Here is a 15722-nt window from a genome sequence, read left to right on the forward strand (position 1 = left end):
CGCACCAATTGTCTTGGGGCTGCTGGCACTTGGCGCACTCGCCATCGGAGCAGTGGTCATCGGCGGACCAATCCTGTTGGGACTGGGCGCACTCGTGCTCGGGGCACTGGTCGTCGGCGCACCAATCGCCTTGGGCCTGCTCGCATTGGCTGTCGGGGCGGTCGTGATCGGCGGACCGGCGCTGCTGGCCGCGCTCGCTGCGGCCGTCGTCATCGGGGGGCCGATTGTCCTGGGGCTGTTGGCGTTCGGGGCACTCGTGACCGCGGCGGTCATCATCGGCGGGCCGCCGCTGTTGGCCGCTTTGGCTGCGGCGGCCGCGACGGTCGGCGGAGCGATCGTGCTGGGGGCGCTTATCTTCGGCGTGCTGGCGGCGGCTGCGGTGGCCATCGGTGGTTCGCTGGCCCTCGGTGCCATCGCCGCTGCGATCGTGGCCGCGCTTGCGGTGGCGGCCGTGGTGATCGGCACGCCGATTGTGTTGGGCGCGTTGCTTATCGGTGGGCTCGCGGTCGGCGCGGCGGTTGTCGGCGCTGCGGTGCTGTTCGGTGCTGTCGCCGCCGCGATCGGTGTGCCCCTCGTACTGGGTCTGCTGGCGATGGTCGCGGTCGCCCTGGCCGCGCTGGCCACATTGGCCGCGGGCGCGGCGGTGGTCGGCACGGTGATCGCGGCCGGTGCGGCGTTCCTTACGGCGGTTGTCGTCGGCGGTCCGTTGCTGGCGGGCGGTATTCCGATTCTCCTTGCCGCGCTGGCTCTTGCGGTGGCGATGATCGGTATTCCGGTGTTCGGCGCGTTCGTCTTGGGTGCGGCGGCCGCGGTCGCGGCGTTCGCGGTCGGCGGTTTCGCGCTGGCCGGGCTGGTCGCGGTGGCGGTGCCGATCGTGGCCCTGGCGCTGGCGGCGCTGGCGCTGCCGATGGTGGTCGTGGTGCCGCTGCTGTTCATCATCCCGATCGTGCTGATCGTGGTGGTGCCGATCATCAACATCAACATCAATAACAACACGGTGCAGACGAACTCCAATCCGGTAGTGGAGTATCTCATTTCGGCGCTGCGAGCTGGGCAGGACCAGTTCGGCCCCGATCGCGACTGCACCGGTGGCGCCATGCGGACGGGCACCCAACTGCTCGACGGCATTCCTCAGACGACACCCACCGCAGCGCTGATCGCCTCGCTGCAGCAGGTGCTCGCTCCGCTGCCGCGCACCGAGCAGGCCGCCGCACCGACGCCGCGCGAACCCGCACTGCCGCTGATCGGACACAACGCGGCGGACGGTTCGGTGCACACCGCGGCACCACGGGAGTTGGTCAGCGTCACGCTGTAAGGCACTGACCTGCTGCAGGACCGGTTCGGCGGCCATCCCCCTCGTCAGCGGCCGCCGAACCGATCCGTAATACCCGCCAAGGAACTCGCCGCGTGATCACCGGCCGCCCAGGTCCACCTGGGTGCCGACCTGGTCGTCCGAGGGCACGTCGATTCGTACGGGCGAACCCCAGTCGCGGTAGCGGACCGTGCTGCCGAGCGGGCCGATCTTCGGTATCGGGGTGACGACGGTGATCTTGGCGGGCAGGTCCTGCTCGTCGACCCAGAAGTCGACCTCCACGATCGAAATACCTTCGTCTGCAAGGTATTTCATCTGAGACCGCTGCTCGCTGTAGGTGGCATCCCTGGCAGCGGTGGCGGTATCGATGTGCAGGGTGTATCGAGTTGTCGCCGAGCCATCGATGGTGCCCGGCAGCACACGCACGATCGTGGCTCCTGCGGCCGGAATCATTTTCTCGGCAACGGTCAGATCGCGGATCTGCTCAGCGTCGATCCCGAACAGACCGGAGTCCGCACCTGGCCGAATCTTCAACCAGGACGTCCGATCGGAATGGCCATGTCCCGCAGGAATTTCGATGTACATCGCCGCTGGTGTCAGGACGAAATCGGCTCGACCGGGTTTGGCGCTTTCCACGCTGGTGAGCGTGCAACGGTAGGCGTAGTCGCTCGGCGACTCCGCGTGAAATGCACAGTTGCCCTTGCTTTCTCGACCGAGATCGAGATCCATCGATACGCTCTTGTGTTTGTCGACGGCGCGGGTGGCCGTGGCAAGCAACTCAGCGGCGCTGTGGTGCCAGGCGGCGGTTTCCGCGTCGCCGCTCGGCGACGCCCGACTCGCACCGGAACACCCGCAGAGCAGAAATGCCAACCCCGCGAGCACAACTCGTGCGCCTACCTTCGATTTCCTCATGTGTATCGACAGTAGGCAGCCCATCGTGCCTGGTCGTCACCCTGGAATGGCAACTCCGACTACCCCACCGGAGGTATCGCCCGACGATCGGACGGACGCCGTACGACGGCCGGGGTGACGAGTCCGGTCTCGTAGGCCACCACGACGGCTTGCGCGCGGCTGGCGAGCCGCAGTTTGGCCATGATCCGTTTGACGTGCGTCTTGACCGTCTCCGCGCTGAGCACCAGCCGTTGCGCGATCTGGGTATTGCTCAGCCCGTTCGCGACCAAGCCGAGCACCTCGATCTCCCGGGGAGTCAGCTCGGCCAGCTGCGGCGAGCTGAACACCGCGGATCGGTGCTGCTCGGCGAACGTCTCGATCAGCCGCTGCGTGATGGTCGGCGCGATCAGCATGTCCCCGGCGGCGATCGTGCCGATCGCGCCGATGATCCGTTCCGGCGGTGCGTCTTTGAGCAGGAACCCCGACGCGCCCGTACCGAGCGCGGCGTAGACGTATTCGTCGAGATCGAAGGTGGTCAGCACGACCACCCGCGGCGGATCGACATCGCTTGCGCCGCTGAGGATTTGCCGGGTGGCGGCGATGCCGTCCAGCACGGGCATGCGGATGTCCATCAGGACGACATCGGGGTTGCTCTCGGCGGCCAGCGCGACCGCCTGGGCACCGTCGGCCGCCTCGCCGACGACGTCGATGCCGGGCGCGGCACGGAACAACGCGACGAGACCCGCACGAATGAGCACCTGGTCGTCGGCGACGAGCACGCGGATGGTCATTGATCCCCGTTCATCGGAAGTCGCAGCAGTACGGCGAACCCGCCCTGCTCGCGCGGGCCTGCGGTCAGCACGCCGCCATACAGTTCCGCACGTTCACGCATGCCCGTAATCCCGTGCGGCGTAAGCGATCCGGACGAGCTCGCCACGCCGACACCGTCGTCCGCGACCCGGAGTGTGAGGGTACTGTCTCCGTAATCGACCTTCATCCGGGCGCGGGCTGGACCGGCATGTTTGAGGACATTGGTCAGCGCTTCCTGAGCTACCCGATAGGCGCACAGGTCCGGTCCCGGCGGCAACTCCCGGGACGTCCCGGTGATCTCGAGCTCGACCGGCAGGCCCGCGCTGCGGGTTCGGTCGACCAGCTCGGCCAGCTGCGCCAGGCCGGGTTGCGGACTGTAATCGGTGTCCGAATCCACCCGCAGCACATCGAGCAGGCGGCGCATCTCGGCCAATGCCGCACGCCCCGAGTCGTTCACGGCCGTCAGCGCTTCGCGTACGGCCGCCGGATCGGTGTCCAGCACATATCGCGCCACTCCCGACTGCAAGGAAATGACCGCCATGTGATGGGCGACGATGTCGTGTAATTCTCGGGCGATCCGGACCCGTTCCGCGGCGGCGGCCCGCTCGGCTCGCTTGGCCAGTCGCTTGTTGCGCCGCGCCCAACGCTGAACGGTGTCACCCAAGACCCAGGCCGTGACCGCCTGCAACAGCCCATTCACGACGGTCGGCCACCCGCTGGGGGCCGCGGTGGGGAGGCTGAGCCACATGGTCAGGATCATGACCGCCACCCAGGCGATCGCCGCCACGCGGGTGGACCGGTGCCGGGCCACGGTGTAGAGGCTGACCAGGATGCCGATGCCGAAGATCGGGAAGTCGGCGTGGCCGAGCAGGGAGTAGACGATCATCGCGCCGCCGATGATCAGCATCGTCACGATCGGCGCGAACCGGCCGAGCACGATCGGCGCGGTCGTCAACACCGCCAGTGCCAAAGCTTGCGGATCGGCACGCTCGGCAAGCGGCATGCCTGCCACGGTCAGCGCGGTCAACACCATCGCAAGAAGCAGGTCGAGCAGGATCGACCGGATATTCACCCGCACTGTGACACGCTAACGGTCCGGTTCGGATCCGGTCGTCCCTCGATGACGGTATATATGCCTACCCCCGTGGGGGTAGGCAACGCCACGTCACGGGTACGGACCCGACTGCCCGCCGTCACGGGCGTAAAGCGCCGGGCCACCCGGGTACTCGAAAGGCCTGGCGCTCGGCTCGTCCGCGACCGGTGTGCCGAACGCAACACCCGGGCCGACCATCCGGCCGCGGACGGGCGGGCCTCAGTCGGCGTGGCAGGTGAGATCGGTGGCGGGCAACGTGCCGTCGCGTAGATAGGTGGCAACGGCTTGCCGGACACAGGCACTGGGCAGGAACGAGACGCCGTGCACGGCCGCGTCCTGCAAGGTGACCAAGCGCGAGGCCGTCATGTCGTGGTGCAGTGCGACACCGCCCTGGTAGGCGGTGCGCGGGTCGCCGGTGGCCTGCAGGATCAGTGCGGGGACCGCATTGCGTACGGCGGTGGGCGGTTCCACGGGTGCGGGCCAGAACGCACACGGCGAGATGTTGTTGACGAACGGGCCGAACACCGGCTGCGTCGCCCGGCTGGCTTCGATATTGCGCCAGTACCACTGGGGATCGCGCGGCGCGGACACATCGCCGCACAGGATGACCGAGTTGGCGGCCATATCGTCGGGTTGCGCCGTCAAGATGAAGCGCAGGTCCTCGTCGAGTTGTGGATTCGGCTGGACCGGCGTGCCCGCATCGGCGTCGGTGAGCTCACGAATCGTGGCCGCGAGGGCGTCGTAGCGCCGCGGATCGGCAAGCGCGACGAACAGCAGCGTCGGTATCCAGCGGCCCTCGACGGAATGCTCACCGATCCGGATCGGCCGTCGTGCCGCATGATCGATCAACGCCGCGGCGGCGGCCCGGACCTCGGAACGTGTTGTGCCTAGATGATATTCGCCGTTCCGTGCGGCGATCCAGTCGGCACCGGCGTCGAGTGCGGCCTCGTTCGGTGCCCCCATGTCCTGCGTCTGCGCGACGCCGTAACGATCGGGATCGACCGCGCTGTCGAACAGGAGCCGATCGACGCGGTCGGGAAACATCTGGGCGAACACCGAACCTAGATACGGCCCGTAGGACATGCCGAAATAACTGATGCGCTGCTCGCCGAGCGCGCCGCGAATCACGTCGACGTCACGCGCGGCGTTGCGGGTGGTGATGTACGGCAGCACGTCGGGCGCGGACGCCTGGCAGCGCGCCGCCAAATCCGCGTGAGTTTCCACGGATTTCGTGAAACTGACCTGATCGGCGCCCGCGGAGAACAGCGAGAGACCGATCGGCCAATGACAATGCACCGGCGCCGAGCGGCCGACACCGCGCGGGTCCATTCCGATCAGGTCATAGTTGTTGTGAAATTCCGGCGGCATGAACGCACTGGCCTGCACGGTGAAATCCAGTCCGGCGCCGCCGGGGCCACCCGGGTTGGTCATCAGCGCGCCGTGCCGGGCGGCGGGCTCGGCGGCCCGGATCCGGGAGATCGCGATATCGATCGTCCGTCCTTCGGGCGCAGCGTAATTCAGCGGGACCCGCACCTCGGCGCACTGAGCACCAGCCTTGTCCAGCGCGTCGTTGTGGCACGGCTGCCAGTTCAGCTGCTGACGATAGAACCGATCCATACCGGCCGCAGGGCCCGTCTCGGTCGGCGCCGCCGCCGACATTCCGGCTCCGCTGACTACCCCCACCACCGCGACCGCCGCAGCCGCCATTCGACCCACCGAGCTCATGCCCACACCGATTCCCGTCCTCATGCACCCCACCACCGCGGTCGGGTTCGCAGATATCACGGTAGAAATCGAACCGCCCGTGCGAATCCCACCGAGAGGTGATTCGGACTACCGGCTTTCCCCTACCACCAGCGGGTCAGCAGCTGGAATCGCGTTCGCCGAATCGCCACACAACAACAGGACGGACCGGAGTTGCTCCGGTCCGTCCTGTCGCGCTGCGAACGAGATCTGTTACGCCGCTTCGGTTTCCGCGTCCACCTCCGTCTCGTCCGCCGGGTCCGGCAGCTCGCGCAGCAGCACCTTCTCCTTGCCGTTCTGGAGCGTCACCTCGATCACCTCGACGTAGATCTCCTCGCCCACGTCGACCTGCCCGTCTGCCAGGTCGCCGCGCAGATCTTCGGACATGTCCTTGCACAGCAGCATCGCGGGCCGCTGCCTGCCCTCGATGCTCAGCAGGATGAAGCCGCCGCGCCCGTCGACGAGCGGCACGCATCGCTCCACTCGCCCGTAGCCGCGCACGCCGACCAGCGGTTGCGCCTTCGGCGCGGCGGTATTCGCGACCGAGGTGAGCACTCGGTTGAGCCGCAGCCCTACCTTCCTGTTCACCACGTCGAGGTTCGCGACCCTGACTTCGACCCTCGAACCGGCCGGCGGAACCGGCCCGGACAGCGTCTTCTCCGGCAACAATCCCTCGACACCGTGCTTGACCGCGACGAACGGCCCGAGGTTATCGATGACCTTCGTGACGGTGCCGGTGAACACCGTGCCGACAGCGAACTCGTTCTTCAGCACCAGCCACGGATCCTCCTGCCCCGCAAGCCTGGTGTACTTCGCCGTCCCGTTGACGGTGTCGACGACGAACGCACCATCGACTCGGTCACCCACCTTGAACCACCGGCTCATATCCGCGATCTTGCGGGTGTAGTCGACGTCCATGCTGGTCATCACCAGCGGCGGCTTCGAGGGATCGTCGAGGCGTACCAGGACGAAGTCCTTCGCCACCTGCATGACCGTCGCCGGCATGATGTCGACGCGCCCGGGGCTGGGCAGTGGGTACAGCCCTTTCTCCTGGCTCTCTTCCGCCATGGTGGCCGTAATCTGTTCCGTCAGCGACTTTTTCAGCGCCTGGACGTCCTCGTACATCATCGAGTACACCAGCACCCGATGACCGCGGAAGTCCGGCGGAACGTCGTCGAGATCCTGACTGATCACGATGACCTTCTTGCCGAACACCAACGACATGCCCAGCTGCATTGTGACGGTGTGGTTCTTGAGGGTGAGGTCGAAAACCACGATCGCCGCACGCTGGATCGTCCGCGACGTCAACTCGGTCTTTCCGGTCGGGCCGTACACGTCGTCGAGCCGTTCGGCCCGCAACCCCATCGCCTCGATGGTGCGGGCGAGGATCGCGTACACCTTGTCGAAGTCGAAGTCGGAGCCACGCGGACCGAGTTGCTGGACACCGGGCGGCATCGCGATGACGACCAGGTCCTTCTCCGGCTGATGGGTCCGTTCAATGGCATTGGCAGCCATGATTTCCTTTCGTTGGGCCGGCCCCGCTGTCGCGCTTCCCAGCAGGCGGGACCGGCACCTTCCTTGCGCCACCGGCGAATCCGATAGCTACCAATAAGCCTGGACGCCGGGCGGTTTCACGTCCACCACGATGGCGAGGGGGAATTTTCAGCTGCCCCGCGATAGCCCGGGCCTGCTTCACCCGGGTTTCGCCGAAGGTCGGCGGTTTCAGCCGGGCCTGCCCTACACTTCATCGATGTTGGGCTGGTCCCGCTGTCGCCTTCCCAGCAGGCGGGACCAGCACCTTCCCTCGCGTACGCGAACTACCAGGCACGTTCCGTGCTCGGCTCGGCAAGGGTCGCCTGCAGCTGCTTCTTCAACGACACCTTCAGCTTCTCGACTCGGTCGTACTGCAGTCCATAGGTCAGCACTCGATGGCCGCGGTAGTCGGAGGGCACGTCGGCGGTGTTCTGGGTGATCATGACGATCTTCTTGCCGAGCGCGAGCGCCAAGCCGAGCTCGAGCGTCACGTTGTGATTCTTCGTCGTCAGATCGAAGACCACGATCGTCGCCCGCTGGATGCACTGCCAGACCAGGTCGATCAGGCCCGTCGGGCCGTACACCTCGTCGAGCCGTTCCGAACGCAGTCCGGCCGACCGGATGGTATCGGCGATGATCGGATAGATGCGGTCGAAATCGCATGTCGCGCCGTCGATTCCGTTGAGCGGCTTGGTACCGAACGGCATCGCGACGAACACCAGGTCCGGCTCGGGGCGATGGGTGCGTGCCAATGCGGTGGTAACCATGATTCTCCTTCGTTGGGTCCCGGCCCGCTGTCACCTGTCCCAGCGGCGGGTGGGGCCCCCTTCCACGGCCACCAGCGATTCCGGTAGCCACACGACAGCCTGAATCCTGCGCGGCTTCAGGTCGACGGCACGACGAGGAAACTTCTTCGGAGCACGCGACGTATCGACGGCTCGCTTCAGCCGATTGCTGCCACGACGTCGCGACTTCAGTCCCGAGTGCTACTCGGGGCTGTCGGTGGGTTCGATGCGGTCGGTCTCCGCGTCGACCTGCTCCGGCGCGGGCACCGGCCGGTCGCCCCACGGCGGCGGCCCGGCACCGGGCAGCGTGCCTGCGGCCAGATGCGTCACGACGGCCTTCGGCTGCGCCGGCTCGTCGACCTCGCGCAGCACCATGCCGATGGTCTGCGCGACGGTCCTCGGCTCGACGAATCGGGCGCTGCCCGGCGTCGCCTCCGCGACGAGGGCCTCCGCGCGATCCGACATGCCGCGCCAGCAGACCACGATGCCGCCCCCTGTCGTCGTCACCTCGTCGGCGAGCACCCGCCCTTCCGGAAACCGGATCGTCACGGTGGCGTCCTCCGCAGTCCAGATCGAGGTGCCGGGCTCGGCGCCGTCGGTACAGTCGATCCCCAAGTCCGACGCCAACTTTCGCCACGCGTCGCGATACCTCGTCGGGTCGTCCAGGTCGCCGAGCTGCGCCAGCCAGTCGCCGAGCGTCACCATCTGCTCACCGCCACCGGGCAACTCGAGGTGGAAGACGTCCTCGTACAACAGATGCCGGATCTCGTGCCCCTCACCGGTCAGCACGGCCGCATAGGTCTCGCGGATCCGGTGCAGATCTTGCTCGCTGACGTGCTCGGGCGACCGCAACAGATCCGCGATGTCCTCCCAGCTGTCGTCGTGTGGATCGCTCTTGCCCGCGATGTCCAGCAGCCGTTCCCGATGCAGCGTCAGCACACGTAGATTCGCGATCCGCACCATCGATACGGGCACACCGGCGCCCACGGAGGCCGCGAGCGCGCGCAGCCGCACCTGGGCGAGTGGGGCGCGCGCGGTATCGACCGTGTCGGCGGCGGCCGCCAGCACGCTACTCAGCTGTTCGCAGAGTTGGATGACGTCCGAGATGTACAGCTTGAGCGTCGCCCGCTGCTTCTCCTGATTGTTTCGCCGCTGCTCGAGCGGGGTGGTTCCGAGCAGAATACGTGGTGAGACAACAGCTTTCAGTCGAGCCTTGATGTGCTTGAACCGCTCGCCACGCGACCATTCGAAGGCTGTCACGGCGCGAAGCAGTGCATCGGCCCTGGCGTCCTCGATGTCACCCCGGTCGAGGTCGACCACCGCGCTGAGCTCCGTATCCGGTTGCACCGTTGTCGCCTCGAGGAGTTCCGGCGAACGCTGAGCGGCTCGCGCGATGGTGAACCGCCCGTTGAGATAACGGTCGTTCTGGGTGCGTTGGGCGAGCGGCTCGGCGTAGATGTGCGCGTAGTCGCGAAGGTTGTCGACGAGCTCGGCCAGTTTGTCGCCCGCCTGTGGCGGCATCGCCACCCATTTGATGGTGTCGTGTATGTACTGCGTGTTCGCCGCCTCGTACAGGAGTCCGATCGCATCGCTGTCGTCCTCTGCCAGCCTGGCTATCCGCTGCAGGCAGTCGGCCATCGACAGCGGCAGACCCGCTCTGCCGACCGCACGCCCGAGTCCGGTCAGCTCGAGGTCATCGCGCCGCACTCGCGCAAGGAGCGACAGCCCTTCCAACTGGCCGATGATGTCGTCCGGGCGGGGCAGCTGATCGAGGTCGCCGTCTACTTCCGCTGCCCGCAGCGTCGCCAGGAGCAGGTCCTGAACTCGTTGCCGCAGTCGGGCCCTCGGCTGCCGGCCCTGGTCCCGACAGCACAGCGCGATCAGCACGAACCGTGCCATCGACTCCAACTCGTTCAGGTGCGACTTGATCTCGGTACCGCGCCCCGGCGTATCGATGTACTCGAGAAAGATCTCGTGCGGATCGAGCAGTCGTTCCATGTCCTGCTGGCTCGGGCGGGCGCGCTCGAGCACCTTCTCCGACGGCGGCGTGATCAAGTAGAAGGTTCCGTGATCACGGACGGTCTTGCCGAGTCGCCCGGCGCGCCCGGCCTTGTTATCCATCTCCGACGGGGTGAGGATGGCCTCCTCGCCACGGCCGACGTACCCGGTGATTCGCGTCGCGATCACGGTGTCAGCAGGGAGGTTCATGCCGATCGCCAGCGTGTCGGTCGCCACGATTACTCGCAACAGACCGTTGGGCTTGAGGAACTCGGCCTCTACCTGTCGCCGGATGTAAGGCAGGAACTGCGCGCTGTGCGCGGCGACGCCGGTGCGCAGCCAGCGGATGAATTCGGCGGCGTACTCCATCCCCTGCCGCTCGAGTGTGCGCAACTCGTCGTACATCTCGGGCACGTGGGCCGCGGCCGGGTCGGCGAAACGACCATGCTGCCACGGATCGCCATCACCCACCGAAGGGAGATCGGTCTCCTGATCGAAGAGCTTCGCCAGTGCGTCGACGAGACTCGTCGCCGCGCTGCGCGACCGCACAAACACCAAAATTCTTCTCGGCCAAGGCCTTTTCTCCTTTCGGAGCAGGTCACGCACTATCATCGCCGCAACACGCTCGGGCTGCTCGAGCGTGCTGTTCGAAGCTCCGTCAGCCGGTCGGCAGTAGTCGTGACAGCGGAGCTCGAATGGTTGCCGCTCGGCGTCCGGATGGCCGATCAAGTGCGCGTTCGGCTGGAAGAAATCCAGGTACTTGCCGGACTTGTCGGGCCGAGTCGCCAGCACGTGCGCATCCATCGGCACCGGCCGTTCGATACGGGGTGAGATATTGTCCGCGTCGATGCCGAGCCAGCGCAGCAGCGGATCGTGCGGGCCGAGCCGCACCGTGGCCGAAAGTCCCACTACCGCAGGACGATACTGTTCCGGTATCAGCCGAACCAGGGTGAGCAACGCCTCCAACTTGAACCCGCGTTCCCCCGTATCGCCGAGATACTGCATTTCGTCGATGACAAGCACCCGGGTGTGTGCGAGCGGTCGCGCACCCGCGGCCAGATAGGCACCGATGGTTTCGTAGATCGCCAGGGCGATCTTGAAGCGTCCGTTGGCAATTCGACTGTCGTTCTCCGGATAGTCACGGGAGGCAGGCAGCACGTCCCACCCGCTGAGGCGCGCCATGTCGAGCAGCGCCGTCCAGTCGTCGGCTTCCTGAGTCACCAGCGCCTTGAGCGGCAGCACCGATACGGCGGTGCCGTATCGGTCGTGCGCGCCGTGCGCGAGAATCGCCTGCGCGATCTTGCTCTTCCCCGTACCGGTCGGTGCGACGATGAGCAGCGAGGACTTCTTCGTGATGATGTCGGGGATCTTCTCCAATGCCCACCGCTGCATCGGATTCAGCTCGCCGAGGCGGCTCGCCATCGCCGCCGCCAGCCGGGGCGGCATGAGGTGCCGGAAGAGCCGGTCGCTCGGACCGTCCGGCAGCGGCACATCCAGGTCCTCGGCGATTTTGCCGAGATCATCCCAAATGGCGAAACAAAAATTCTTCAACCATGCGGCAACGCCGACCTGCGTCGGCATTTTCTCGCTGCGCAAGCCGGCCTGTCTGACATAGTCCGACATCACCGACGGGCCGACCGCGGTGTCGAAGTACTGCTCCATTATTTTTACTGGTTTGTCGTCTGGACTATTTTTCCCGGTCGCATACAACCACGAGGCGACGCCGCCGTCGTCGCGCCGCATCGGATGTACCGCAACACAGCGCGCCCACATGTAGAACGATAATCTGGGCACCGGATCCGCACCGGGGATCCGCTCCCCCGGCTTGGGGCGGAACCGCTGCCAGTCATCCGTCACGACCTTGATAATCACCTGATAGAGGCGCCTGCCCGCTTCCGCGCGGTCGGGGGGCTCGGCCAGATCGGCAGACGACCACAATTTTCCGTCGCTCAGCAATTCGTACCGGTGGGCCGAAGTGGGATCCTTGGCGTCATCGTGGGAAATCGAATGGACTTTTGGTATCAACTGGACCAAAGAGTTTGCAAATAACAGCCATTCGCTACTTTCCCAGTCCATCCATCGATGGTAGGGGAACCGTTCCGGGACAGATATCGTTCGATCGCATGACAATACGATTCAAATGCCCGAATCCCTCGTACCGGGGCGAGTCAGTCTTGGCTGGTTATCATATGGGAATTTAGTTGTTCGAGGATGCTCTGGAGGGTGCGGCGGCGAGTCGGGGTCAAGGTTTCCAGGGCGGCGTGGACGCCGTGCATGCCGTCGCGGACCTGTTGGGCGAGGGCGGTGCCTGCGGGGGTGGCTACGACCTTTTTGACTCGGCGATCGGCTTGGTCGGTGTGCCGTTCGACTAGGCCGCGTTGCTCGAGTCGATCGATGAGCAGGGTGATGTTGGATGCGTCACAGGACAGGGCTTCGGCCAGTTCACGCATCGCGCGCGGTTCGGCCAGCAGGCAGACGAGTTTGGCTTGGCTGTAGGTCAGATCCAGGCCCTGGGCTGCGGTGAGGAAGTCCTGCTGGTAGACGCGGCAGAAGTCGGTGAGGGTCGCCATGACGTCGACTGCGGTCGGCGCGACCGGCGGTGAAGAGTGCGGCACGGTACCAAAGGTAGGCCTAATACTTGATGAACTCAAGCTTCTCGGGCCAGTGTCACACGGCGGAATGCTTGACAGAATCAAGCACTTGCGGCTGTACTGTCGATGAGTCGCTTGAGTTGCTCAACTATTCGAAGGCTCGAGCACCCCCGCTCTTCCACCTACCGCAGCCGACCATGGCGCTGTCACCAACTCAGCGCCGACTCTGGAGACGATATGACCTCGGCAGTAGACACCACTCGGATCCGGCGGTTGCTGGATCGGCCGTTCACCGTTGGCGATCTGACCGTTTCGAACCGGATCGCGATGGCGCCGATGACTCGGAACATGTCGCCGGACGGTGTTCCCGGACCCGACGTCGCGGAGTACTACGCCCGCCGGGCCGCCAACAATGTGGGTCTCATCATCACCGAGGGCACCTACATCAACCGGGCTGCGGCCGGTGCTTACGACAACGTGCCGCATTTCTATGGTGAGCAGTCGCTCGCCGGTTGGGCACGTGTGGCCGAGCAGGTGCACGTCGCGGGCGGCAAGATCATTCCGCAGCTGTGGCACACGGGTGTCGCACGCACCGCGACCGAGCCGCCTGCCGAAAGCCCTTCCGGCGTAGGCCTTTCCGGCGACCCGACCGGAAAAGCCATGACGCAGCGCGACATCGACGATACGGTCGCCGCGTTCGCCGAAGCCGCTGCGGCAGCGGAACGCCTCGGCTTCGACGGTGCCGAATTGCATGGGGCACATGGCTATCTGATCGACAGCTTCCTGTGGAGCGGCACGAACCAGCGGACCGACGGCTACGGCGGCGATCCCGCGTCGCGCGCCCGATTCGCCGTCGAGATCGTCGAGGCCGTGCGCGCCGCGGTCTCCCCCGGCTTCCCCCTCTTCTTCCGTCTCTCCCAGTGGAAGTCCGGCAACTACCAGGCCAAGATCGCGGACAGCGCGGGCGAGCTCGAGCAGATCCTGACGCCGCTGGTCGACGCGGGCGTCGACGCCTTCCACGCCTCCACCCGCCGCTACTGGCTGCCCGAATTCGACGGCAGCGACCTCAATCTCGCCGGTTGGGTCAAGAAACTCAGCGGCAAGGCGACGGTGACGGTCGGCTCGGTCGGGCTCGACCAGGAATTCGTCGGCGCGGCGGGCTGGCAGAAGCAGGCCGACGTGGCGGGCATCGATCAGCTGCTCGATCGCCTCGAACGCGACGAATTCGACCTCGTCGCCGTCGGCCGCGCGCTGCTGGCCAACCCGGACTGGGCCAGCAAGGCGCTACAGGGCCGCCTCGACGAGACGATCGCCTTCGACCGCGGCGTGCTGAAGTCCCTCAACTGACCCACGAAATCGGATCATGATGCGGCGCGGGCATATTCGGCAGGGGTCAGGCCGTAGGCCTTCTTGAAGGCTCGGATGAAATGGCTTCGGTCCGAGAATTGCCAGTAGGCGGCCAGTTCGGAGACGCTCAGGCGGTTGCGGGAGGTGAGGGCGAGCCGGGCCTCCTGCAGGCGGCGGTGCTGGATGTAGGCGGCCACCGATTCACCTTCCGCGGCGAACGCTCGCTGCAGGGTGCGGACGGAGACGTTGAGTTCGCGGGCCAGCACCGTCGGGGAGAGTTCGGGATCGGCGAGTCTGCGGTCCGCGAGGTTCTTCGCCGCCTGGGCGAGGGCGGGCACATGATTACGCACCACATTGACCGCCGAGGTAGGCGTCCGATCCGACCACAGCCGCGCCGCCAACTCCGTCGTCGACAGCGTCCGCCCAGACTCCGCCGCGAGAATCGCCAACGTCTGCGGCGCCGAAATATCCAGCCGCCGCTCCGCCAGCCGGTGACCAATCGCCACACCGAGCCACTTCCTGGAAGACTCAGCGCAGTGTCACGCACCAACGCCTCGTCGGAGCCACACGATCGAGCTGCCTCTCCGAAGCGTAGGAAGTCCAGCACACCCATGGGTGCACCTTAGCGACAGCTTCGGTGAACATCCGCGCCAACAAACCTCCAGATCCACTGGGATTAGCCATAGCTCGGACAACCGACAACGCGTGGTGTCGATCGACGGCAGCCGAGCTGACTCCGAGCCGCGGCACGCGCTGTGGGGGCTGCATGGCGGGCCACCGGTGGGGTGTCGGTGGGATGCCGCCAGAAAACGGTGCAGCAGTGCGGTCCGGAGGTGGACAGCCGAGGAGCCCCGAATCGCGCCGGTAGCACCCGGCGGGTGCCAGCGGTCGCAGGCAACGCCGAAGCCAGGACTCGACGACGTCTGTGACGCGTTGGTCGCGGAAGGACACGGCAAAGGTCAGATTACCGGCAAGGCGGGCACGCGCACCGACAGCGCCAGTCGATCAAGCTCGAAGGCGAGACGCGACTCATCCGCTGGTTCGACCCTGACACCGTGCCAGGCCTGTTGCAGACCGAGGACTACGCGCGGGCCATATTGCGCATCGGCATCGCCATCGTCGGAGGCCGTGACGACCTGGAAGAGGCGGTAGCGACCCGGATGGCGCGAAAGCTCGTCCTCCAGCGCGGCGGACACCGCTTCCACCTCCTGATCGGCGAGGCCGCGCCGCACCCGACCGTCGGCGATAGCACGGTGATGGTGGCGCAGCTCGAACACCTGCTCAGCGAGCTGGAGCGACCCAACCTCCGCCTCGGCGTGATCCCGCTGGACGCCGAGTATCGCGCCCCCGCAACGAACTTCGTCATCTACGACCGAACCCAGGTGCTCACCGAGACCGTCAGCGCCGAACTCACCATCACCCGCCCGTCGGAGATCGCCCTCCACGAGAAGACTTTCGCCCTACTCGCCGACCAAGCGGCCTACGGCGACGCCGCACGCGCTCTGATCACAAACGCGCTGGCACGGCGCACGACCCACTGAACTCGGCTCCGACCGCTAACTGCGACTCAGCGGCTCAGGTGCGAAAGGCGTTGATAGACAACGGGACAAATATCAGCA

Annotated in this window: 11 protein-coding genes and 1 pseudogene; 3 read left to right on the forward strand and 9 right to left on the reverse strand. The window is 66.2% G+C overall.

Features of this window, described 5'->3' with window-relative positions:
* Positions 1-1315: pseudogene (locus ACIBK2_RS31530) on the forward strand (hypothetical protein); the annotation flags it as partial.
* A 96-nt stretch (positions 1316-1411) separates the two neighbouring features.
* On the opposite strand, the gene ACIBK2_RS31535 reads toward ACIBK2_RS31530, so the two are convergent.
* The 8 genes from ACIBK2_RS31535 to ACIBK2_RS31570 all read right to left on the reverse strand — a co-directional run bounded on the left by ACIBK2_RS31535 (position 1412) and on the right by ACIBK2_RS31570 (position 12780).
* A complete protein-coding gene (locus ACIBK2_RS31535) occupies positions 1412-2224 on the reverse strand; it encodes a hypothetical protein (protein ID WP_396972441.1) in 813 nt (270 codons plus the stop codon).
* Between the two features lie 59 nt (positions 2225-2283).
* Entirely contained in the window at positions 2284-2994 is a 711-nt protein-coding gene (locus tag ACIBK2_RS31540) for a response regulator (RefSeq protein ID WP_396972442.1), read from the reverse strand.
* Complete coding sequence (locus tag ACIBK2_RS31545; protein ID WP_396972444.1) at positions 2991-4091, reverse strand: sensor histidine kinase; 1101 nt, start codon at positions 4089-4091, stop codon at positions 2991-2993. The genes ACIBK2_RS31540 and ACIBK2_RS31545 overlap by 4 nt, the downstream gene beginning before the upstream one ends.
* A gap of 234 nt (positions 4092-4325) precedes the next feature.
* On the reverse strand, positions 4326-5855 hold the full coding sequence (locus ACIBK2_RS31550) for an alpha/beta hydrolase (protein ID WP_396972446.1): 1530 nt from the start codon (positions 5853-5855) through the stop codon (positions 4326-4328).
* Between the two features lie 207 nt (positions 5856-6062).
* Positions 6063-7364, reverse strand: a complete 1302-nt coding sequence (locus ACIBK2_RS31555) for a hypothetical protein (RefSeq protein WP_396972448.1) — start codon at positions 7362-7364, stop codon at positions 6063-6065.
* Positions 7365-7666: 302 nt separating this feature from the next.
* Complete coding sequence (locus tag ACIBK2_RS31560) at positions 7667-8149, reverse strand: hypothetical protein (protein ID WP_396972450.1); 483 nt, start codon at positions 8147-8149, stop codon at positions 7667-7669.
* Positions 8150-8368: 219 nt separating this feature from the next.
* A complete protein-coding gene (locus tag ACIBK2_RS31565) occupies positions 8369-12022 on the reverse strand; it encodes a DEAD/DEAH box helicase (protein WP_396972452.1) in 3654 nt (1217 codons plus the stop codon).
* Positions 12023-12333: 311 nt separating this feature from the next.
* Positions 12334-12780: a MarR family winged helix-turn-helix transcriptional regulator gene (locus ACIBK2_RS31570; RefSeq protein WP_396972454.1), complete on the reverse strand. Its 447-nt coding sequence runs from the start codon at positions 12778-12780 to the stop codon at positions 12334-12336.
* Positions 12781-12993: 213 nt separating this feature from the next.
* Between ACIBK2_RS31570 and ACIBK2_RS31575 the strand changes: the two genes are divergently transcribed.
* Positions 12994-14103: an NADH:flavin oxidoreductase gene (locus ACIBK2_RS31575; RefSeq protein ID WP_396972455.1), complete on the forward strand. Its 1110-nt coding sequence runs from the start codon at positions 12994-12996 to the stop codon at positions 14101-14103.
* Positions 14104-14117: 14 nt separating this feature from the next.
* Here the strand turns inward: ACIBK2_RS31575 and ACIBK2_RS31580 are convergent, their stop codons facing one another.
* Entirely contained in the window at positions 14118-14609 is a 492-nt protein-coding gene (locus ACIBK2_RS31580) for a helix-turn-helix domain-containing protein (protein WP_396972456.1), read from the reverse strand.
* A gap of 498 nt (positions 14610-15107) precedes the next feature.
* Here ACIBK2_RS31580 and ACIBK2_RS31585 point away from each other — a divergent pair, with 498 nt between their 5' ends.
* Positions 15108-15644, forward strand: a complete 537-nt coding sequence (locus ACIBK2_RS31585; RefSeq protein ID WP_396972520.1) for a DUF5753 domain-containing protein — start codon at positions 15108-15110, stop codon at positions 15642-15644.
* Positions 15645-15722 lie beyond the last annotated feature (78 nt).

The sequence above is a fragment of the Nocardia sp. NPDC050175 genome, assembly GCF_044459885.1.
Classification (GTDB): domain Bacteria; phylum Actinomycetota; class Actinomycetes; order Mycobacteriales; family Mycobacteriaceae; genus Nocardia.

Coding starts and splice junctions, on each gene's coding strand:
- ACIBK2_RS31540 (WP_396972442.1), bottom strand. CDS start 2,994: ATGACCATCCGCGTGCTCGTCGCCGACGACCAGGTGCTCATTCGTGCG.
- ACIBK2_RS31560 (WP_396972450.1), bottom strand. CDS start 8,149: ATGGTTACCACCGCATTGGCACGCACCCATCGCCCCGAGCCGGACCTG.
- ACIBK2_RS31575 (WP_396972455.1), top strand. CDS start 12,994: ATGACCTCGGCAGTAGACACCACTCGGATCCGGCGGTTGCTGGATCGG.
- ACIBK2_RS31535 (WP_396972441.1), bottom strand. CDS start 2,224: ATGAGGAAATCGAAGGTAGGCGCACGAGTTGTGCTCGCGGGGTTGGCA.
- ACIBK2_RS31550 (WP_396972446.1), bottom strand. CDS start 5,855: ATGAGGACGGGAATCGGTGTGGGCATGAGCTCGGTGGGTCGAATGGCG.
- ACIBK2_RS31555 (WP_396972448.1), bottom strand. CDS start 7,364: ATGGCTGCCAATGCCATTGAACGGACCCATCAGCCGGAGAAGGACCTG.